The sequence below is a fragment of the Sinosporangium siamense genome (assembly GCF_016863435.1).
GTDB lineage: Bacteria > Actinomycetota > Actinomycetes > Streptosporangiales > Streptosporangiaceae > Sinosporangium > Sinosporangium siamense.
Map to the genome: position 1 here is coordinate 134,295 of NZ_BOOW01000008.1, position 19,848 is coordinate 154,142.

General features: G+C 68.3%; 18 protein-coding genes and 1 pseudogene. 7 read left to right on the plus strand and 12 right to left on the minus strand.

The features are described from left to right. Positions 1-275: 275 nt before the first annotated feature. The 3 genes from Ssi02_RS06895 to Ssi02_RS06905 form a co-directional block, all read right to left on the minus strand. Positions 276-1,376, minus strand: coding sequence for an STM4014 family protein (locus Ssi02_RS06895; protein WP_204022305.1), 1,101 nt, complete (start codon positions 1,374-1,376; stop codon positions 276-278). Between the two features lie 69 nt (positions 1,377-1,445). Next, complete coding sequence (locus Ssi02_RS06900; protein ID WP_204022308.1) at positions 1,446-2,417, minus strand: STM4015 family protein; 972 nt, start codon at positions 2,415-2,417, stop codon at positions 1,446-1,448. A gap of 243 nt (positions 2,418-2,660) precedes the next feature. Next, positions 2,661-3,278, minus strand: a complete 618-nt coding sequence (locus Ssi02_RS06905) for a DUF6928 family protein (RefSeq protein WP_204022310.1) — start codon at positions 3,276-3,278, stop codon at positions 2,661-2,663. Positions 3,279-3,857: 579 nt separating this feature from the next. Here Ssi02_RS06905 and Ssi02_RS06910 point away from each other — a divergent pair. The 3 genes from Ssi02_RS06910 to Ssi02_RS06920 all read left to right on the plus strand — a co-directional run bounded on the left by Ssi02_RS06910 (position 3,858) and on the right by Ssi02_RS06920 (position 7,701). Continuing rightward, a complete protein-coding gene (locus Ssi02_RS06910) occupies positions 3,858-5,543 on the plus strand; it encodes a BTAD domain-containing putative transcriptional regulator (RefSeq protein ID WP_204022312.1) in 1,686 nt (561 codons plus the stop codon). Between the two features lie 334 nt (positions 5,544-5,877). Further along, positions 5,878-6,687 (plus strand): SAM-dependent methyltransferase, encoded by an 810-nt coding sequence (locus Ssi02_RS06915; protein WP_204022314.1) that lies wholly within the window; start codon positions 5,878-5,880, stop codon positions 6,685-6,687. 96 nt (positions 6,688-6,783) lie between these two features. Then, a complete protein-coding gene (locus Ssi02_RS06920) occupies positions 6,784-7,701 on the plus strand; it encodes a TIGR03619 family F420-dependent LLM class oxidoreductase (protein ID WP_275410611.1) in 918 nt (305 codons plus the stop codon). A 203-nt stretch (positions 7,702-7,904) separates the two neighbouring features. Here the strand turns inward: Ssi02_RS06920 and Ssi02_RS06925 are convergent, their stop codons facing one another. Then, positions 7,905-8,861, minus strand: a complete 957-nt coding sequence (locus tag Ssi02_RS06925; RefSeq protein ID WP_204022318.1) for an alanyl-tRNA editing protein — start codon at positions 8,859-8,861, stop codon at positions 7,905-7,907. A 324-nt stretch (positions 8,862-9,185) separates the two neighbouring features. Here Ssi02_RS06925 and Ssi02_RS06930 point away from each other — a divergent pair, with 324 nt between their 5' ends. Further along, positions 9,186-10,367, plus strand: coding sequence for a DUF11 domain-containing protein (locus Ssi02_RS06930; protein ID WP_204022320.1), 1,182 nt, complete (start codon positions 9,186-9,188; stop codon positions 10,365-10,367). A gap of 212 nt (positions 10,368-10,579) precedes the next feature. Here Ssi02_RS06930 and Ssi02_RS06935 read toward each other — a convergent pair whose 3' ends face one another. Further along, complete coding sequence (locus tag Ssi02_RS06935) at positions 10,580-11,485, minus strand: DUF11 domain-containing protein (RefSeq protein WP_204022323.1); 906 nt, start codon at positions 11,483-11,485, stop codon at positions 10,580-10,582. 297 nt (positions 11,486-11,782) lie between these two features. Between Ssi02_RS06935 and Ssi02_RS06940 the strand changes: the two genes are divergently transcribed. After that, the gene (locus tag Ssi02_RS06940; protein ID WP_204022326.1) at positions 11,783-12,820 is read left to right on the plus strand and encodes a hypothetical protein; all 1,038 of its coding nucleotides are present in this window, start codon (positions 11,783-11,785) and stop codon (positions 12,818-12,820) included. A 133-nt stretch (positions 12,821-12,953) separates the two neighbouring features. On the opposite strand, the gene def is transcribed toward Ssi02_RS06940, so the two are convergent. From def to Ssi02_RS39230, 3 genes and pseudogenes are all read right to left on the minus strand, one after another. Further along, positions 12,954-13,511, minus strand: coding sequence for a peptide deformylase (def, locus tag Ssi02_RS06945; protein ID WP_239128658.1), 558 nt, complete (start codon positions 13,509-13,511; stop codon positions 12,954-12,956). 74 nt (positions 13,512-13,585) lie between these two features. Further along, complete coding sequence (locus Ssi02_RS06950) at positions 13,586-14,128, minus strand: siderophore-interacting protein (RefSeq protein WP_275410613.1); 543 nt, start codon at positions 14,126-14,128, stop codon at positions 13,586-13,588. Further along, positions 14,114-14,215: pseudogene (locus Ssi02_RS39230) on the minus strand (siderophore-interacting protein); the annotation flags it as partial. The pseudogene Ssi02_RS39230 and the gene Ssi02_RS06950, both read right to left, overlap by 15 nt. 17 nt (positions 14,216-14,232) lie before the next feature. Between Ssi02_RS39230 and Ssi02_RS39235 the strand changes: the two are divergent. Then, the gene (locus tag Ssi02_RS39235) at positions 14,233-14,355 is read left to right on the plus strand and encodes a hypothetical protein (RefSeq protein WP_275410612.1); all 123 of its coding nucleotides are present in this window, start codon (positions 14,233-14,235) and stop codon (positions 14,353-14,355) included. A 315-nt stretch (positions 14,356-14,670) separates the two neighbouring features. Here the strand turns inward: Ssi02_RS39235 and Ssi02_RS06955 are convergent, their stop codons facing one another. Beyond that, on the minus strand, positions 14,671-16,269 hold the full coding sequence (locus tag Ssi02_RS06955) for an amidohydrolase family protein (RefSeq protein WP_204022328.1): 1,599 nt from the start codon (positions 16,267-16,269) through the stop codon (positions 14,671-14,673). A 265-nt stretch (positions 16,270-16,534) separates the two neighbouring features. Here Ssi02_RS06955 and secY point away from each other — a divergent pair, with 265 nt between their 5' ends. Then, the gene (secY, locus tag Ssi02_RS06960) at positions 16,535-17,875 is read left to right on the plus strand and encodes a preprotein translocase subunit SecY (RefSeq protein WP_204022331.1); all 1,341 of its coding nucleotides are present in this window, start codon (positions 16,535-16,537) and stop codon (positions 17,873-17,875) included. On the opposite strand, the gene Ssi02_RS06965 is transcribed toward secY, so the two are convergent. Genes Ssi02_RS06965 through Ssi02_RS39750 form a run of 3 tightly spaced genes read right to left on the minus strand, consistent with a single transcriptional unit; the run spans position 17,862 to position 19,625 of the window. After that, the gene (locus Ssi02_RS06965) at positions 17,862-18,515 is read right to left on the minus strand and encodes a response regulator (RefSeq protein WP_204022333.1); all 654 of its coding nucleotides are present in this window, start codon (positions 18,513-18,515) and stop codon (positions 17,862-17,864) included. The genes secY and Ssi02_RS06965 overlap by 14 nt on opposite strands. A 28-nt stretch (positions 18,516-18,543) precedes the next feature. Next, a complete protein-coding gene (locus tag Ssi02_RS39745) occupies positions 18,544-19,266 on the minus strand; it encodes a sensor histidine kinase (RefSeq protein WP_239128660.1) in 723 nt (240 codons plus the stop codon). Beyond that, on the minus strand, positions 19,164-19,625 hold the full coding sequence (locus Ssi02_RS39750; protein ID WP_373870091.1) for a hypothetical protein: 462 nt from the start codon (positions 19,623-19,625) through the stop codon (positions 19,164-19,166). Before Ssi02_RS39750 ends, Ssi02_RS39745 begins: the two co-directional genes overlap by 103 nt. Between the last annotated feature and the right edge of the window lie 223 nt (positions 19,626-19,848).

The window sequence follows — 19,848 nt, forward strand, 5'->3', positions numbered from 1 at the left end:
ACCGGATGCACCGTGATCACCTCCGACCTCGTATATATGACGCAGGGGACTGAGAACGGCGTCGCCGCTCGAAGAACCTGATTCCGACCGTATCGCGCGCCACGCGACCGTGTGAGTGACTGCGTCGCCGACTTCCGGTGGGGGCTCGTGCTGCTTTTGGGCTGTGCCGTACGGCAGGCGGTGGCAACCTTGTGAGTGGTCGTGTAGCCCGCCTTCGGCTGTTTGGTGATCGCGCTGCCGGTGGCTTCGCCGTATGACGTCGGGGTGCGGGGTGGTTACCGCTGTCGCCGGTGCCGGGGGCCGCGCCAGCCGTTGAGGATGGTGCGGACCTGTGCCGTGTAGGTGTCCTGGTCTCGGCCTTCGAGGTCGGGGAGGCCGGGCAGCAGGTCGCCGAAGGCGTTGACCTCGGCCACGGCGAGGGTGCGCCAGTCGGAGCTCACCATCAGGTCGACGCCGACACGCAGACTGCCGGGGAAACAGGCGGCGGCCTCGCCGCACACCCGCAGGAGGTGCTGCCACCCACGGTCGCCGAGCCGCCGCCGGACCGCGTCGAGGTCGCCGCGGGCACCGCCAAGGTGGAGGTTGGTCATGGGGCCGGTGCTGGTGCGCACGACGCCGTGGACGGCCACGCCCGCCACCGTCACCACGCGCAGGTCCAGGTTTCTTCCGCCCAGCGACGCCTTGGGGAACCATCGCTCGACGTGCAGGCCGTCCGGGGCGAGCGCGTCCACCAGGGCGCGCACCTCGGGTTCGGTCTCGTAGGCTCGCACGCGCAGGGAGTTGTGCAGGGAGTTCCCCGTCCGCTCGATGGACGTGACGGCTTTGAGGCGGTCGCGATTGACCTGGAAGGCGATCACACCGGAGGCCGAGGAACCGTGTGCGGGCTTGACGAAGACCCGTGACCACCCCATGTCGGCCATCTGCTCGCGCAGTGAGTCGTAGGAGTCGACCGGTCGTGTGAGCGCCGGCGGCACGGGCACACCGGCCGCAGCGAGCCGGGCGTGGCACACCCGCTTGTCGAACATGACCGCGATCTCGTCGACGTCGTCGAGAAGATCGATCCCCGGGGCGGCGGCGATGGAGGCGAGCCCCCGCCTGAACGAGGCATACCACCGCGCACCACCTCCCACGCGGGTCGGGTCGCCGGGGCCTCGCAACAACGCGTCCGTTTCCGCGTCCTCACCGGGGGAGTCGATGCGGACCGATGCTCCCTCGGGGATGTGCGGAGCACCGCCGGTCAGCACCTCACGCCACGGCACAACATGGGGCTCGGGAAGCCCGCAGGCGGCCACGGCCTCGGCGAACAGCCGGACGCGCCGGTCGCCCGGTGTGCCGACGACGGCGAATCTCACCGGCTCACCGTTGTGTGGTGCCATGGTCTTCCTTTGCGTTTTGGGGCCGGTGCTTGGGGCGAGACCGGGATGGGCGTCCAGTCCGGCGGGCTCCTACTCGTTCACCGCGGTGTAGAGCCAATCCTCGCCCGACTGCAGCTCGGAGTCGTCGAGGTCGACCGTGAGGCCGGGCAGGAGGGCCGGCACGCGGGTCATCATGGAGCCGGTCAGGAAGTGGTGTCGCAGGTCGAGCCTGCTGAGGTGGGTGAGAGGCTGTCCGCTGAGGAGGGCTTCGGCGCCCACGTCGGTGAGGACGCCCATCGACAGGCTGAGACTCTCAAGCCTGGCCACGATCGGGGCGGCGGCCACCGCGGCGGCGATCTCGTCCTGGATCTCGCTGTTTTGCAGGCCGAGGTGGCGCAGCGCGGGCAGGCGCTCGCCGGACAGGATGCCCGCCAGGTCGGCGACGGTGGCGTCGCCGCCGTAGTTTTCGACTCCCAGCCACACATCCAGGCGCTCAAGCGCGGGCAGGTCGCACGCGCTGAGCGCGCGCACCAGCTCACCGCCGAGCCCGCCCGACTCGAAGCGCAGCATCCTCAGCGACTCGTGGCGCACCGGTGTCAGGCGGGCACCGGAGCCGCCGCGCACGTCCAACCGCTCAAGCTTGGGGAACGCCGTCAGCAGCGGCGTGATGTCGGACTGCTGGATCCAGGAGATCTCGCTCTCGTCGGGTGTGATGGCCCCGAGGAACAGCGCACGCAGGGCGGGCAGACGGGAGGCGTTGCCGGCCAGCATTTCCACGATGTCGCTGGAGTCGGTCTCGTAGCAGTCCTGCCAGTGGCCGATGACGATCGCGCGCACCCGGGTCGTGTCGACACGCTCGAGGAAACGGTTGAAGTGATCCGCGATCACGATGTCGACGTCGTCGCCCCACTCGCTGCCCTCGATCCGCCATGCGACAGAGGCGGGGTCGGGGAGCTCCTTGTCCTTGCCGGTTTCCGGCCCAGGCGCGTAGACCACGGGAAGGCCCGCGTAATGGTCGCGGTAGTCGTGCGTGGAGACGATGGGCTCGTCGATGTCGATCATGATCGGGTGTTCCTCGCTTCGGGGTTCGCGGGCTCCTGTCCTATCAGAGCCGGCCGACACTTCGGAGATCGTTAAGGTCGGGGGCCCGGCGGGAGCGTTTGGCGCACGAGGGCGGTGTGGTCGCGGTCCAGGGGCCGGCGGCTGAGTGTTGTGCGGGCCGTCCTCACAGAACGGATCGGTCAAGTCGGTGCCGCGGACGGGGGAGGCGAGAGGTGGCGCCTCCTCCGGGATTCGGCGGGTGGGTCAGTCCACGCGGAAACCCATGAGGGGGATGTCGAACGGGTCGATGTCGGTGGGATAGCCCTCCACGCGGAAGCCGAAGAAGCTCTCCAAGGCTTCTTCGCCTAGTTCGAGGGGGTGGAAGGGCAGCGGATAGGCGTCGTCTTCGAGGTCCAGTTGTTCCACCGGATGTTCGCCCGACCAGAAGGGGGTCTCGAAGGGGAGGGGGTCGCCGATGTCCTCCATGACGCCGGAGTCCGGGGCCACGCTGAGGGAGCGAATGAGGGTGCCGTCGTGCCAGACCCCCATGGCCAGCCAGTCGGTGACGCTGTGCATGGCGTGCAGGTAGGTGTTGCGGCCGTCCTTGGCGACGAACCTTGAGGGGAGGGTGGAAGGGAGGTCGACCACCACCTGGCGGTCGGCGATGATCTCTACGCCGGGGTAGCAGCCGATGTAGACGAGGCCCTCGGAGGGATAGGCGCATTCGCCGAGGTCGCCGTCGCCCATCTCGGTGAGTGTGGCCTCCGGGTAGAGCCGGGGGAGGAGGTCACGGCACGCGTCCTTGTCCAGAGCGGGCCGCGTACGGAACACCTCGGCGGCGTCGGCGGTCGAGCGGAGGAGAAGTCCGGTCTTAGCACCCATGGACCGGCACCTTAGTAGGCGTACCCCCGAGATCATGGCGTTCCCCGGTGAAATCCACGCCTTGTCGACAGCCGTCTCGCCCTCTTCGGATGGAAGCGGGGGGTGTGTTCGGGGGACGTGTGCCGGCGTCAGGGGGCGATTTCGCGGCGGATTGCGGAGAGGAGGCCGCCGAGGCCGTCGAAGGTGACGAATTGGGGGCCGCGGCCTTCGGCCCAGGTCCACCACGCGGGGGCTTGCCGGGCGTTCTGGTGTGCCGACCACGCGAAATCTTCTTCGTCGAGGAAGAGGCGGTTCAGGGGTGATCGTGATATCGGTTGCCGGGGTGGAATATGAGGGATGGCATTATTCCGATGACGTGAAGCGGGGTGACGGGCTTCCGCGATTGCGTGCTTGCTTTCCCGTTCTGAAGGAGGTCGGACGACGGCCTGTCCGGGGCGCCGGGGATATGATGTGCGATAAATGGATTGAAGTGTTGATTATTTTAAAGTGGCCGGTCTGGTGCGATACCTCTCCTGGAGGAGTGCCGGTCTTTCTGGGGGCATCGCCCCTTTATGCAATACTCCACGCGTGGATTTTCTCGTGCTTGGCTCCCTGGCAATCACGCACGGGGGGCAGTCCACCGCCCCCTCGGCCGCTAAAGACCGTGCCTTTCTCGGTGAGCTTCTGGCCCACCACGGCGAGTTGGTCTCCACCGAGCATTTGGTGGAGGCTCTCTGGCCCGACCGGCTTCCGGCCGACCCGGCGAACGCCGTGCAGGTCCGGGCCTCCCGTCTGCGTTCGCTTCTCCGTTCACTGTCGCCCGATTCGGCCGAGTCGCTGTTGCACACCCGTTCGGGGGGTTATGAGCTCACCCTCGACAAGGCGGATCTGGACCTGTCCCGTTTACAGCGGGAACTCGCGCGTGCGAGTCATGCGGCCACCCCAAAAGATGCGATGGCGGCCCTTGAGGGTGGGCTCTTGTTGTGGCGGGGGGAGCCCTTCTGCGACGTGCCCAGCACGCCCTGTATCAGTGCGGAGATCGCCCGAGCACATGAGTTGCGGTTGGCGGCCGTGGAGCGATACGCCGATCTGGTGCTCGCTGGGGAGTCGCTCCCCAGCGAGCTGATCACCACGCTGGCCGCCCTCAGCGAGCGTAATCCGATGCGGGAGTCGCTCCATTACCGGTTCATGCGGACCATGCACATGGCAGGGCGGTCGGCCGAGGCCCTCACCGTTTACGAGCGCATTCGCCACACTCTGCGCGAGGAGCTCGGGGCGGATCCGACGCCTGAGTTACAGCGGCTCTACCACGCGATCCTCAACGCGGAGCCCGGTCTCGGGCGGCGGCAGGCAGGCGACACGGCAGAGCTTGGCGGGCGCCGGGAAATAGCCGATATCGAGGGCACTCCCCCTGGGCCGGGAACCTCCACCCGCGAATTCACGGCCCACGGCACCACGCCGCCCGGGGCGGGCGCGGCCGGGCAAACGCCCTCTTCGGATGTCGGAGGAGTGCCTGTTCCGGCTTTCGTGGACTCAACCGGTTCCGGTGCGGGAGTCACACATGAAGGGTTCTCCACACCCGGTCACACGACTCACGGGCCGGGCACCGGGGCCGGTGAGCTTGGCGGCACGCCTCATGCAGCGGGTGCTGGGGGCACGCCTCATGCGGCGGGTGCCGAGGCCCACTATCCCCAGCCCCCGCCTGCGGGCCAGGCCGCCAAATCCGAGACGCTCACCTCCGGTGAAGGGCAAGGGTTCCTGAGCGGCCGGTTCCGCATGTCCGGGGTCCTGGTTTCCCGCTGGGGGAGCACTCTGCTCGCGGTGCTTGTCGCCGCGCTTGTCGGTTTCACGGCGGCGGGGTTGTGGTGGCGGCCGTCCGTCGAGGTCACGCCCACGCCCACGCCCCAGCAATTGCTTGTACGCCCCATCCCCGGGGACAAGTCTCGTTTCGATGGCGACATCACCTTCCCCGACGGCAGCACGGTGAGCGTGGGGCAGAGGTTCGTGAAGACGTGGAAGCTCACCAACGACGGCGCCATCCCGTGGCGGGATCGCTATCTCTATCGCCAGTGGCCATGGGACGGCGAGGATCTCTGCCAGACTCCGCGCCGGGTGCCGATCCCCGATACCGACCCCGGGGAGTCGGTGCATGTGAGTGTCCCGGTGACGGCTCCTCGTCAGCCCGGCATGTGCAAGGTCTACTGGAAGATGGTCGACGAGCAAGGCAACCACTACATGCCCCACCTCAGCGGAATCTTCTTCGAGGTGCGTGTCGTGGCCCTCTGACCTGCGCCTTCACTGGGTGAACGGTGCCGTGCAGGCGGCGGTACAGCGCGCGTGCAGCGCCGTGCCGCACTCTGGTCTTCCACCGAGGCTACGGGGGGAAGGGAGCCGCACCCTTCCACGCCGAGGTGAACGGTCAGACGTGTGGGCACGTGTAGGACTGACCGTGAGTTCGGGGGCGTTCCCCCCACCGCCGGTCGCCTCGGCGGTGGGGGGCACCTCATTGCCTATATCGGCCTTCCAGGGAGATGTCGGCTATTAGGATGATGATCACGGCGATGCGTTGAAACCTGGACGACTTGCTCGCCGCATCATCTGAGCTCGCTGGGAGTACGGCTTGGGGCAGAGTGGCGAGTCGCTGGGGTTCGACCCGAAAACCCCTAACGTCGCAAGACTCTACGACTACTACCTCGGGGGGAAGGATAATTTCCCCGCCGACCGTGAAGCGGCCGAGAAAATCCTGGCAGTAGCCCCCGAGTTACGCATGGCGGCCCGCGAGAATCGCGCTTTCCTCGGCCGTGCCGTACGGCATCTCGCCCAAGTCGGCATCCGGCAGTTCCTGGACATCGGCACAGGTCTGCCGACACAGGGGAATGTGCACGAGGTGGCGGCCAAGGTCGCATCCGGTGCGCGGGTGGTGTACGTCGACAACGACCCCGTGGTCCTCGCGCACGCCAGGGCGTTGCTGACCGGGGTGGGGAACGCCGGCGTCGTCCAGGGTGACCTGCGCCGGCCCGAGGAACTGCTGAAACACCCGGACGTGCGCAATTCCCTCGACTTCACCCGGCCGATCGGGCTGCTGCTCGTGGCCGTCATGCACTTCATCGAGGACTCAGACGACCCCGCCGGGATCCTCCGTACACTGCGGTCGGCGTTGCCACCGGGCAGTTATCTGGTGTTGTCGCACGGCACGAGCGACGCGCGGGCGGAGGCCGTCGACAAGGGGACGGCGGTCTACGAGCGTGCGACGTCGCCACTCGTCCTGCGGGGCCGGGCCGAGGTGGCCGCCATGTTCGAGGGGTTCGAACTGGTCGATCCTGGAGTGGTGTGGGTGTCGGAGTGGCATCAGGAAATTCCGGAAATTTCGGAGATAGTGGACCGCCCGGAGGAGTCGCTTCTTCTCTGCGGCGTCGGCCGTAAAATCTGAATCCTTCCTCACCTCTTTTCTACCGTCGCCCGTCTGGGGTGGGATGAAAAGCGGTTATTAGTCATGCCGGCTCAAGAGAAAAACGAACCAAGAACGATGGGATTTGGCGTGGAGATCGGTCTAGCCATTTCGCAGTATGGTCGATTCGCATCACTCGACAGCATCCGGTCGGTGGCTCAGGAGAGCGAGGCGCTGGGTTTCGCAAGTCTCTGGGTGGGCGATCGGCTGATGACCCCCCTGTCCCCCAGAGACCCATATCCCGCAGGTGATGGGACGATCCCCCCAGATTTCGCGACGTTCCTCGATCCCGTCGCCGTGCTGTCGGTGGCCGCCGCACACACGACCCGGGTACGGCTCGGCGCGAGCGCCCTCAACGCCTGCTGGTATCCCCCCGCCATCCTCGCCCGTTCCCTCGCCACCGTCGACCACCTCAGCGGCGGCCGGCTGAACGTGGGACTGGGCCTCGGCTGGTCTTCGGACGAATATGCCGCCGTGGGCGTGCCATGGCGTTCCAGGGCGGCACGCTTCGAAGCGGTGCTCGACGTCCTCGACACCATCTGGACCACAGATCCCGTGTCATATGAGGACGAACACTGGCGCATCACGCCCAGCCGCATCCACCCCAAGCCCGAGCGCCGCCCACCCCTCTACCTCGCCGGCTTCGCCCCCGCCGTCCTCCGCCGCATCGGCCGCCGCGCCGACGGCTGGCTGACCGCCGCGATGCCGCTCCCGGCACTCACCGCGATGTGGGACACCGTACGGCAGAGCGCGGAAGAAGCCGGTCGGGATCCTGACGCACTCCGCATGGTGATGCGCTGCAACCCCGCGATCACCGAGACGCCGTCCCGCCCCGAGGCACTTCCCCCGGCAGGCACGGTCACCCAGCTCACGGACTATCTGCGCAGCGCGGCCGACGCCGGGGTGCACGAGATCATTCTCGACTTCCAGCAGACGGCACGCGACGATCGCCACCTGCTGGACCTGGCAGCGGAGTTCATAACCACCCTGAAGTGAGCGAACCCGGGGGTCTCTCGCACCACCGTGAAGCGAGAGACCCCTGGGGCCTCGCTGCCTCGTCCACCTCTTCTCTGACACGGTGGAGCGCGCTGCAGACTGCGGGAGGTGGGGCCCGGGATCCGCCCGACGGAGAGCGGTTTCCGGTGTGGGTGGCGTCTGCGCTGAGGCGGCCGATTCCGTGTCGTGCGCGGAAAGCCAGGTCACCCCCCGAAACCCGGCAATGAAGTCACCACGGTCAACGCGGTCCCGTCGGGGGAAAGGTCGAGCGAGATCTTGGCGGTCTTGAGGTCGGCGGTGTTCGTCACGTGGGTGCCGCCGCATGGAATACGCGCCTCGCCGGCGGTCAAGCCGCAATACCAGGTGCGCCGGGCGGTGAGTGTGGGCTCGCTCGCCTCGACACGCACCTCCGCCCCTTCAGCGATCCACTGGTTCAGCCGGTCCTCCGTACGGGTGGCGATGCCCGGCAGGTCGTCGGCGAGGGACGACATGGCGAATCCCTTCTTGCGCAGGGATTTGCCCAGGCGGTAGTCGTCACGGCTGCCATACGGCAGGATGCGGGACGACGTGATCGCGATCTGGTCGAAGTCGGGATGCCCGAGGGAGTCCGTGCGCACCTCCTTGGACCACAGATCGGCGAGCGTCTCGTTGAGCGCCAGCGCCATCAGGTGACACACCGTGTGCCCAGCCGACAGGGCCAGGCGGCGAACCGCGTCCACCTCAAGGTGCACGGACAATGCCTCGGGTTGGGCCGGCACCGCTTCAAGATGCGCGGCGGGTTCGGAGGAAGCCGCAGGCGCCACACCGTGGCCCGAGTGTGACGGCAGGCCGAAAACGCTCGCATCCGCGTCGACCACATGGACGACGAGCCAGTGCCACCCCTCCGACCCCCTCCGCACGGGGATGTCATCGCCGATGAGCACGGTGCTCGTGCCCTCCTCGACGGCTCCCGTGACGCAGTCGAGCACCGTGTGCCGCACTCCGCCGGCGGTCAGCGTGCCGAGGTCGGCGGGCTGGTCGGGCCAGGTGTGGTCCAGCGGATGGAATGGCGTCCGAGTGGTGATCACCCCGGTGCGGTCGCCCACGGGGATCACGGCGACGACCTCGGAGGTGCCGCCGACCTCCCCGGCGGGGTAGGTGACCAGCGTCGTGTTCGGCATCGAGGCCTCCCGTCGAGTGCCCTTCCCCGGACGAGCTTGAGTGACCCCCGGCCGGGGTGCTGATGGGGAGAGGGTGCCATCGTGGCGAAGTTCTATCGTAGGCGGGTCGCACTGTGCGCCGCCGGCGGCGAGCCGGCAGACCGCCCTGCGGTCCACGGACGATGGATGGCGGACCGCGACGATGTCGGAACTCACCCTGCGAAGGAGGTGCAACAAGACAGACACACCGTAGATCCTCAATCCCCGGTTTCACGGATTTCTCGGTGTAGACATGGTGACGCCCCTCGTTGTGATCAGGTGGATCCGGCGTATCGGGAGTGGGCTATGAGGAGACGGGCATCCGCACCGTCCCACACTCCGGCGAGAAGACTGGTCTGCGTCCTGCTCGCGATCGTGACGCTGATGCTGCTCCCCGGCATCGCCGCCTCACATGCCCCCGAGCCCATATACGCGGGCCGGCTTGCCGTCTACAAGATCACCGTGATCAATCGCGGCCCCTCCGAAGCGGTCGGCGTGACCGCGAGCGACACGCTGGACCGGTGGCTCACGTTCGTGTCGTCCGACCCGCCGGGCTGCCGTGCCGTCGGGCAGCGGGTGACCTGCCCGGTCGCCCGGCTCGGCGTCAACGAGACCGCGACCTACAGCGTGACCGTGCGCACCTCGTCCGACACGCCGGAAGGCACGCTGATCAGCAACATCGCGGAGGTGACCGCGGCGACGGCGGAAGGCGACCCGGCCGACAATCTCACCCCGCCCGTGGACGCCGTCGTGCGCACCATGGCCGACCTCTCGCTCCAGATGACGGTCGCCGGCCCGCTCCTGCCGGGGCGGCGGGCGAGATACCGGATCACGGTGAGCAACCGGGGACCGTCCGCCGCGGCGGGCGTCACACTCGTCGACGAGCTCCCCGAGGGCCTCCTGCCCGACGCGGCGGGTCTCATCTCCGGCGCAGGACTCCCGGAGGGATGTACGGCGAACGCCAGACTTGTCGTGTGCCGCCGCCTTCACCTGGCCGCCGACGCGACGTGGACCGTCGACCTGCCGGTTCGCGTCGCGTCCGGGCTCCCTTCCGGGGTTCTCCTGTCCAACACGGTTGGAATGAGTTCGCAGACCTTGGACCTGACCGCGGACAACGACGTCGCCACCGTGTCCACCCGCGTAGGCGACCCACCCACGTCAACCCCCACACCCACCCCCGTACCAACACAGACTCACACACTCACCCCGACGCCATCCCCGAGCTGGAGCTCTCCGGAGGTCGGCCCTGATGTGTCGGATTCCGCATCATCGGACCGGCACGAACCCGACGACCGGGAAGGGGAGGGCACCGTAGTCGAGACACACGAGTTCGAGGTCGGCGGCAGCGCCGGCGGGAAGCCGTACATCAGCGAGTGGCTTCCCTTCACCGGCCTCAGCCTCGCCGCCTACGGTTGCGGCGGGCTCTTGCTCCTGGCGTTCGGCGCCCTAGTGGTCACCCTGATGCGCTCGCCCCGCCCACCTCGCTAGAGCCGTGCCGTACGGCACGAGCCTCGCGCGTGGGCGAGGCCACGAGCCGGCCCCGATGCAGACAGAACCCGGTAAGCGGTGCCGCCCTCCGCTCACTTGTGCACACGTCATGAAAAGGCTGTGCCGTACAGCCCCAAACGAAGGCAGCCCGACGGGAGAAGGCCGGCTGTGGGCGGGCACCGTCGCAGCCCGCCCACAGGGGGGTTCGATGGTTATGGGCTTGTCGGGCCGGTCTTGGTGATGCTCAGGTCGGCTCGCGGTGCGCCGACCGGGAGGCCGGTGGTGTCGACCGTGGTGTTGTTGGCGCTGTTGGGGTCGGTCGTGTCCGACGCCACACTGGCCGTGTTCATGATGACGGTGCCGAGCGGGGTCGTCGGTTTGACGTTGACCGTGATCTGCACGCTTCTGCTATCGGTGGGCCGCAGGATGCCGGTCGGGCAGGTCACGGTCTGACCGGTGGCGGTGCATCCGACCGGGTTCGAGGATACGAAGGTCAGGTTTGGGTCGAGCACGTCGGTGATGCGGGTGTTCTGCGCGTCGGACGGGCCGCTGTTCTGGATGCCGAGCGTGTAGACCGCGTGGGTGCCTTGGAGTAGTTCGGCCGGTGCGGTCTTCGTGGCGACGAGGTCGGCCCGGGTGTCCACGGTGGCGTTGACGATGGGTGAGGTGTTGTCGGCGGGGTTGCCCTCGTTCGTGGTCGAGGTGACGCTCGACAGGTTGCCGATGACGGTGTCCTTGGGGGTGTTCGCGGCAATCCTGACGGTGATCCTGAACGTCTTGTTCGTTCCGACCGGCACGGTTCCGGCGTTACAGGTCACGACCTGCTGGTTGGCCGTACACCCCGTGGGGTCTGAGGAGACGAAGGTGAGAAAGGAGTTCAAGGTGTCGCTCACGACGACGCCGACCGCGTCCGAGGGACCGTTGTTCCGCACGGTGATCTCGTAGACCGCCTGAGTACCCGCGATCACCACCGGGTCGGCGCGACGGGCGGTGGTGCGCAGCAGGTTGCTCTTGACCGGGCGAACGGGGCGCAATCTGGAGTGCACCGACAGGTTTGACTTGGCGCTCGATATGGTGGACACCCCGGTGGCGGCACTCGCACCGGTGGGGATCGCCACAGTGCCCAGCAAGGCAAGCAGGGCGAGATTAACAGAATTTATGGTAAATGCCGTCGTGGACGTTTTATGTCCTCGCATGGCTGTCCTTTCTCCGTGAAACACATCGACCGAGAGTTGATGATCGACACTCCCTCCATACCCGGGCTGAGGAATTGATTCGCCTGGTCAGAGCGTTGTGGTGCGCTCATGTGTGTCCCATGTCTCACCCGGTGCGTGAACCGCCGGCACAACCCCAGCGTCGTGCTCAATGAGAGAGAACTGGTAGGAGGTTGTGACGTGTCGCTAGGGTTTACCGCTATGCGTGGATTTGCAGTCACTCTCGCCGCAGCCGGCCTGGTGTTGACCGGGTGTTCGGGCGACGACGGCGCCAAAACGAAGGCCGCGGACAGCGGCTCGCAAGGCGGTGGGCTTGTCGAGGTATTGGGATCCCTTTCCGCCAAGGGGTCGGCAGCGCGATACCTGGAATATGGGGATATGGCGCACTGGCGAGCCATCGGTGCGGCGAACGACGCGGGAGCCACCGGTGACCGGCGCTGGGTCTCGGCCATGGGCGTCGGCCTCGGCAACATCGCGTTGAGAGCCGATGTGGTGACCCAGCAGACCGGAATCAATGTCTATAAGGTTGACCGAGTGGTGGCATACGGCATGCCGCCCGAAAACGCACTCCGTCTCGAAGGCGCATTCGCCGTCGACGACATCAAGTCCAAGCTCACCACTCTCGGTGCGAAACCACGCACCATGGGCGGGCAGGAGGGGCTCACGTTCACCAAGGACAACCAGATCGATATGAACGGCCCCATGGTCAAGATCGGCCTGATGAATCAGCTCAATCAGGTCGTCGTCACCGACAAGGCGCTCGTGGCCGGCGCGGCGGCGGCCCCCGTCGAGGCGGGGTTGGCGAGCAGCGGGTCGCTGAAGGACTCCGCGGACCACACCGCCGTCGCCTCATGCCTGGGCGACGTGGCCGCGGCGCTCATCGCCGCCCCGCCGCAGGTGGCAGGGGTGAAGCTCTATGGCCTGGGCCTGCGCAAGCCCGCCGCCCCGGGTGACCCGGCGGTCAACGTGGTGTGCGCGCTGCCGCTGGTCCCGGAGATCAAGAACAACTTCACCTCGAAATTCACCCCGCAGGCCAAGGTGCTCCGGGACGCGGTCGACGGCATCGAGCACGACGAGGTCTCCGCGGGCGGTCAGACGGTGCTCAGGGCCACCGTGAAGATCAAGCCGGACGGGCCCGCGATCTTGGTGCAGCAGTTGTTCCTGCGCAACCAGCTCGCCTCCCTGATCGACCCCGCCGCGCCCGTGGACCCGGCCGGCGCCGTCATGCCGGGCTCCTGACCGACCGGACACACCGCCTCACAGCACCCGGGAACGCCCGAACTCGGCGGGCGCCTTCCCAGCCGTGTACGGACCACGCGACGCTCAGGCGTGAGCCGTACACAAAGGCACAAAGGCGCAAAGCGCAAAAGCATCAAGCCGTGCGGCGGGACTCCTCGTAAGCCGCGAGGAGGGCCTTGCGCCTCTTCCCGGGAAGCCGGTCGATATAAAGCCGCCCCTCAAGGTGATCGGTCTCATGCTGGAAGCAGCGCGAGAGCAGCCCGGTGCCCTCCAGCGTGATCGGCTGCCCCGTCACGTCGAACCCGTGCACCACCGCGTGGTCGGGCCGGGCCAGGGACGCGCGCTGGCCGGGCACCGAGAGGCAACCCTCGTCATAGTCCTCAAGCTGCCGCCGGCCGATGCCGGGAAGGGCGAGCGTGGGGTTGACCACCACCCCGCGCTGGTGCTCCTCGGTTTCGTCGGGGCAGTCGTAGACGAACACCCGCAGGCTCACACCGATCTGGTTGGCGGCCAGGCCGACGCCCTGAGCGGCGTACATGCTCGCGAACATGTCACGCACCAAAGTGGCCAGCTCGCTGTTGAAATCGGTCACCGTCGCACAGGGCCGATGCAGCACGGGGTCGCCGACGTAGCGGATCGGATGCACGGTCCCGTCGACGATCTGGCCGGATTCGTCCATGGAGAAGTTCACCTGGTCATCTCGGTGGGTTTGGTTACCTGGGCATCGTACAGAGCATCGCGAACCCGGCGCGCCCAGGCGGCGCCTCAGTCTCCCTCGGAACGCCCGAGGCGCCAGTAGCCCATGAACGCCACGGCGCGGCGGTCCACCCCCACCTCCTGCACGAGGTGGCGGCGCAGCGTCTTCACCACACCGGCCTCCCCGGCCAGCCAGGCGTAGAACGTGCCACCCGCCGTGTCGGTGGGAATCTCCCAGAGGATGGTGGTGTCGACGTCGACGTCCTCCAACGCGGAGCCCCCGCCCCGGGCGGCGTCGGCGTCGGCCGCGACCCTGGCGGCCACCTCGCGCACGGCGGGCACGAGCAGTTCGCCGTGCGGGGCGTGACCGCGGGTCAGCCAGGTGATCTCGACGTCCGGCCCGGCGGCGATGGGGAGGGAGTCGTCGGCGGCGGGCACTTCGAGCAGCACCCGGGCGCGCACGCCGGGCGGCAGCGCCTCGACGATGGCCCTGATCGCGGGGACCGCCGTCTCGTCGCCCGCGAGCAGTACACAGGTCGCCTCGGCGGGCGCGCGCCACTCCAGACCGTCCTGTATCCCAGGATATGCCGCATTGGGCCCGACGATCCAGATCTCGTCACCCTCCCGCGCCCGTGAGACCCACGTCGACGCGGGGCCGGTGTCGCCGTGAAGCACGAAGTCCACGTCGATCTCGGCGGCACCATGGCGGACCGCTCATGAAGAAGAAGGGACAGAACGAGGTCCGGGTGCTCGACTTCGTCGGAAAGACCGTCCGCGTGCTCGGCCGCATCGACCTCAACAAGGCGCTCGTGTGTTTCGACCGGACGACGGTCCGCTGATGCTCCCCACCCACATAGGCCCCTATCAGGTGCTCGGACTGCTGGGCCGCGGCGGTCCGGGAGTGGTCTGCCTCGCCGAATCCCCCCGGCGGGCCCGCGCGTCGCGGTAGAAGTGCTGCAGGGCGCACCGTCCTCGGCCGGCCAGGCGACCGCCACCCTGGCCGGGGCCGCGCACGACACACACGATCATGCTCGACCTGCGGGGCCGTGCCGTACGGACTTTCGCGGCCGGGCCGCGCGAGGAGATGGACAAGGCAGCCCTGTGGTTCACCAGCCGATAGAGCGGTGAACCACAGGGGTGGAGCCTTCCGGCCGTCAGTGGCAGCCGCACCCCCCGCCCTGCGCCATCCTGTCCGAGATGCGCGCCGCGGCCGAGGAGACGGCGGCGGCGCCGGGGCGGGCCGCGGCGGCCTCCACGTCGGCGAGGATGCGGTCGAGGTCCTGCCGGGTGCGCAGTGTGCCGCGCGTGACGACGGCGTGGATGCGCTGCGTGTTGCGGATGTCGGCCAGCGGGTCGGCGTCGAGCACGACCAGATCGGCCACCTTGCCCCGGGTGACCGTGCCCATGGTGCGCTCGGTGCCGAGGCAGCGTGCGGCGTCCCGGGTGACCGACTGGAGCGCCTGCAGGGTGCTCAGCCCGGATTCGACGAGAAGCCGAAGCTCGTCGTGCAGGCTGAAACCCGGCATGCAGTAGGGGTTCAGCACGTCGGTGCCACCGACCACGCCGACGCCCGCCCGGCGCATCTCGCCGAGGCTGCGCATCTGGAAGGCGAAGAACTCCCGCTCGGCGGCGAGCCGCTCGGGTGTCCGCGGCCCCCGGGCCTCCAGCATGACTTTCCACGACTCCCTCAAGGAGGTCGGCATGTATTTGAGACGGGGGTCGTTCACGAGCGTGTCGGTCGGCACCGACGACACCCGCAAAACGGTCAACGTCGGCGACTGCCAGGTGCCCCGGCGGGCCAGCGAGGCGTAGAGCGCGGCGGCCTTGCCGCGGTTGTGCGACCTGACCGCCTCCCGGTCGAGCTCGCCCATGAGCTGCGCGTAGGGGAAGGGATTGGTCGGGTCGATCGGGGTGTCCCGCAGCCGCTTCAGGAACTCCTCCTCGCGGTCGGAGGTCGCGATGGCCATGCCGTACAGATGCTCGAAGGTGCGCTGCCCCGACCTCGCGGCATGCGGGACCGAGACCATGGTCGGGACATGACCGGCGAACGGCAGGCCCAGCAGGCGTGCCTCGTCGGCGATGGCGTCGAAGACGTCGCGCCGCAGGAAGCTGTAGACCTTGACCCAGTCGGCGCCCTCCGCGCGGGTGCGCCGCACGGCCTCGCGTCCCTCGGCGGGGGTCCGCGCGAGGGCCAGCGGATAGCCGGTCCAGCATGACCCGGGGCCGTCGACCAGGGGGCCCGCGGTGTTGACCCTCGGCCCGGTGAGCAGCCCCTGCTCGATGCGGTCACGCGTGGCGTAGACATCCGGCAGGCCCCAGGTCTCGCGAATCCCGGTGACGCCGTTGGCGATGAACAGCGGCGGCCAGAACTCCTCAATGTAGATCCCGTGCACATGCATGTCCCACAGCCCGGGGATCACATACTTGCCGCGGACGTCGACGACACGTGCCCCCGCAGGCACGGGCATGGACCGGTGCTCGCGCCCCACCCACACGATGCTGTCGCCGATCGTCACCACGACCGCGTCGCGGATCGGCCGCGCTCCCGTCGCGTCGATGACCGTGCCGCCTCTCAACACGGTGATGTCGGAGTTGACGCCCCCGGAGGGCGTGCTCTGCGCCTCCGGTGAGACGGCGGCGGAGGCAGGCCCCGGCAGCCCGCCGACCGCCACCGCGCCCACACCCGCTCCGGCGACGGACAACCAACGAAGAAATTCCCGCCGGCTTGACGCGGCGGATTCGGTCTCGCGCAAAGTTTACCCCTTTAGGTCACGCAGAGTCGTGCCGAATTCACTAAGCGCCCCCACTAAATCGGACACCAAGGAAATGGCAGACAAATTCCTAATACAGTCTCCGGCTCCCAGCCTGCCAGACAGGCGGATCATTTGAATAGCGGAAATAGGGGTCCCACTCGTGGCCCCGCCGCGGAAAACCATGACAAGACCTACGCGGATTTGCGTACGGCGAAGCCGCGAGTGGGCGGATGTCCCTGGCGGGCCGCCGGGCCAGACTCGGCTCATGCCCCGCCTCCTCCTGCGCGCCCTCCGCATGCCCGGCATCCGGAAGAAGCTGCTTTTCACCCTGGCGATCGTCGTGCTGTTCAGATTCGGGCAGATCCTGCCCTCGCCAGGGGTGGACGTGAGCGCCGTGCGCCGATGCCTCAGCGGCTCGGACGGCGCGGCGGTCGATATGCTGCAGTTGTTCAGCGGCGGAGCGATGCTGAAACTCTCGGTGTTCGCACTCGGGGTCATGCCGTACATCACGGCGAGCATCATGATGCAATTGCTGACCGTCGTCGTGCCCCGCCTGGAGGCACTCAGAAAGGAAGGACGCGAGGGGCAGGCCGTCATCACGCAGTACACGAGATATGTGACCGTCGTGCTCGCCCTGCTCTATGCCACCACGGTGGTGGCGATGGCGCGCACCGGGCAGATCTTCCCCAACTGCCGCACCCCTGTGCTCTACGACTCGTCGGTGCCCGCCGCCGTCGTGCTCGTGGTCACCATGGTCGCCGGCACCTGCGTGGTCATGTGGCTGGGCGAGCTCATCACGGAGCGTGGCATCGGCAACGGCATGTCGATCCTGATCTTCACCCAGGTGATCGCCGTCTTCCCGTCCTACATTTCCAACATCTTCAGGATCAGCCCGTTCGCCCTGGTGACGATGCTGGTGGCGGGGATCTTCCTGATGGCGGCGGTGGTCTTCGTCGAGCAGGCGCAGCGCCGCGTCCCCGTGCAATATGCCAAGCGCATGGTCGGCGGCAGGACGTACGGCGGAAGCACGACCTATCTTCCCCTCAAAGTCAACCAGGCGAGCATCGTGCCGGTCATCTTCGCCTCGTCGATGCTTTTCATCCCGCAATTGGCGGCGCAGCTAATGGGCGGCACAGGACCCGTCGCCGAATGGATAGCACGCTATCTCACCTCGGGCGACCACCCCGTTTACGTCATCGGCTATTTCCTGCTCATCGTGGGGTTCACCTTCTTCTACGTCTCCATCACCTTCGACCCGGTCGAGGTGGCCGACAACATGAAAAGCTCCGGCGGATATGTGCCCGGCATCCGCCCGGGGCGGGCCACCGCCGAGTATCTCCGGTTCACCCTCTCCCGGCTGACCGCGCCCGGCGCGGTCTACCTCGGACTGGTCTCCCTGATCCCCATTCTCGTGTTCATCCTCCTGCGCGACCCGTCGAGCCAGCAGAACTTCCCCTTCGGCGGCGTGACCCTGCTCATCATGGTTGGCGTCGGCCTGGACACCGTGAAACAGATCGACGCGCAAGTGGAGCAGCGCGAGTACAAGGGCTTTCTCAAGGGGGCGGCGGCCACGAGCCGCGCCAAGGGCCGCTTCAGGGGGCGGTGAGCCCCGACCGCACAGCGAAGACGACGAGCTGGGCCCGGTCCCGGGCCCGGAGCTTCACCATGGCCCGGCTGACATGCGTGCGCACCGTGTCCGGGCTGATGACGAGCTCAGCGGCGATCTCGTCGTTCGACCGCCCGGTCGCCACCCAGGCCACCATCTCCCGCTCGCGCGGCGTGAGACTGTCAAGCCCCTCCACCGGCGTCACCGCCGCCCCCGGCCTGCCGAACAACCCGATCACCTTCCTGGTGACCGCGGGCGAGAGCAGCGCCTCACCCGAGGCGACGACCCGGATCGCGTGCGCCAGCTCCTCCGGAGCACTGTCCTTGAGCACGAACCCGCTGGCCCCCGCCTGCAGGGCCGCGAACACGTAGCGGTCCGTGCCGAACGTGGTGACCACGATGACACGGGTGGACCCGAGCTCCGGCTCGGCCGCCATGGCACGCAACACGTCGATGCCGTCCATGCCGGTCATCTGTATGTCGAGCAGCAGAACATCGGGCTTGACCTCGCGCAGCATGCGCAACGCCGCTCCACCGTCCGCCGCCTCACCCACGAACGCGAGATCGGCTTCCCGCTCGATCAGCGCCTTGAGCCCCATGCGCACGACGGCCTGATCGTCGGCGAGCGCCACCCGGATCACCCGGGCACCTGGCCTGGACCGGTTGACATCACGCCCGCTCCACAGAGAGGGCACGTGGTGTGCCTTCCGTGGGGAAGACGGCGGTGACCTGGAAGCCGCCACCCTCCCGGGAGCCCGCGCTGAAGGTGCCGCCGGCCGCCGCGACCCCGGCGCGCATGCCGGTGAGCCCCCTGCCGGCCTCCGCCTTGCCTCGCGGGCCGGAACCCCGGTCCGCGACCTTCACCGAGAACGTGCCGGGCCGTTCGTCGAACCGGATCGCCACCCGCGTCGGGCCCGCGTGCCGGAGCACATTGGTCAGTGACTCGCGCACCAGCCGGTAGACCACATCGCGGAGATGTCCCGGCACGACGGGTGTCGCAGGGTGCACGTCCACGGGCAGCCCGGCGGCCCGCACCCCGTCGACCAAGGGGGACAGGTCGGTCCCGGCGGCGCCGTATGCCTCCCGGGGGTCGATCGTGTCAAGCGCGGAGCGCAACCGGCCGAGCGCCTGCGCGCTGGTCGACCGGATCGCGGCGAGCGAGGCACGCGCCTGCTCCGGGTCCTCGTCGAAGGCGAGCAAGGCGAGCCCTGCCTGCATGGCGATGGCGGCGAGACTGTGCCCGGCCGCGTCGTGCACCTCCCCGGCGATGCGCGCCCGCTCGGCGGCGATCACCTCCTCGGCGCTCCGGGTGTCCTCGGCGGCGGGCCTGACCTCAACGCCCGCCAGGAACCCCGGGTTCGAGAACACGTCCCCGGACGGGAGGACTTCCACCGAGCTTGGCCTGAAATCCGGGCTCGGCCGGAAATCCGGGCTCGGCCGGAAATCCGGGCTCGGCCGGAAATCCGGGCTCGGCCTGAGATCTGAGCTCGGCCGGAAATCTGAGCTTGGCCGGAAATCCGGGCTCGGCCGGAAATCCGATGCGGCGACCGCCATGTCCCGCGCCGGAGCGGCACCCGACGCCTCCGCGCCCGGTTCGAAGGCCGCCGCGTCGGTGGTGTGGGCCCGCGCGGGGCCACCGGTCGGCCACGGGATGGCCAGCCAGCCCACCCACGCCAGCATGAAGACGACCGGCACGTCACGAAGGCGCCCCAACCCGGCCAACGCCTTGGCAGCCGCCGCGAAGGAACCACGCGGGCGGCTGTGGGGAGTCGTCTGCTCGGTCACCGGTCTCCACACTGATGGGCTATGGCCCGATCATACGAGGCGCCGCCGTACCCCGTACCCGTGACGGTACGGCACAGTTCGCTTGAGCGGGCCCGCGGCGGCGGCGTGAGAGCCGGTGGAGTGCCCCGGTAGGTTGTGCGCGCGTCGCTGAAGTCCGCACGGCCGCATGTGCCGGTGCGGGACGCGGTG

Bases quoted from the DNA above. Each gene is read 5' to 3' on its own strand.
- Ssi02_RS06895 (WP_204022305.1), bottom strand. From the start codon at position 1,376: ATGGCACCACACAACGGTGAGCCGGTGAGATTCGCCGTCGTCGGCACA.
- Ssi02_RS06900 (WP_204022308.1), bottom strand. From the start codon at position 2,417: ATGATCGACATCGACGAGCCCATCGTCTCCACGCACGACTACCGCGAC.
- Ssi02_RS06905 (WP_204022310.1), bottom strand. From the start codon at position 3,278: ATGGGTGCTAAGACCGGACTTCTCCTCCGCTCGACCGCCGACGCCGCC.
- Ssi02_RS06920 (WP_275410611.1), top strand. From the start codon at position 6,784: ATGGGATTTGGCGTGGAGATCGGTCTAGCCATTTCGCAGTATGGTCGA.
- Ssi02_RS06925 (WP_204022318.1), bottom strand. From the start codon at position 8,861: ATGCCGAACACGACGCTGGTCACCTACCCCGCCGGGGAGGTCGGCGGC.
- Ssi02_RS06930 (WP_204022320.1), top strand. From the start codon at position 9,186: ATGAGGAGACGGGCATCCGCACCGTCCCACACTCCGGCGAGAAGACTG.
- Ssi02_RS06940 (WP_204022326.1), top strand. From the start codon at position 11,783: ATGCGTGGATTTGCAGTCACTCTCGCCGCAGCCGGCCTGGTGTTGACC.
- Ssi02_RS39235 (WP_275410612.1), top strand. From the start codon at position 14,233: ATGAAGAAGAAGGGACAGAACGAGGTCCGGGTGCTCGACTTCGTCGGA.
- secY (WP_204022331.1), top strand. From the start codon at position 16,535: ATGCCCCGCCTCCTCCTGCGCGCCCTCCGCATGCCCGGCATCCGGAAG.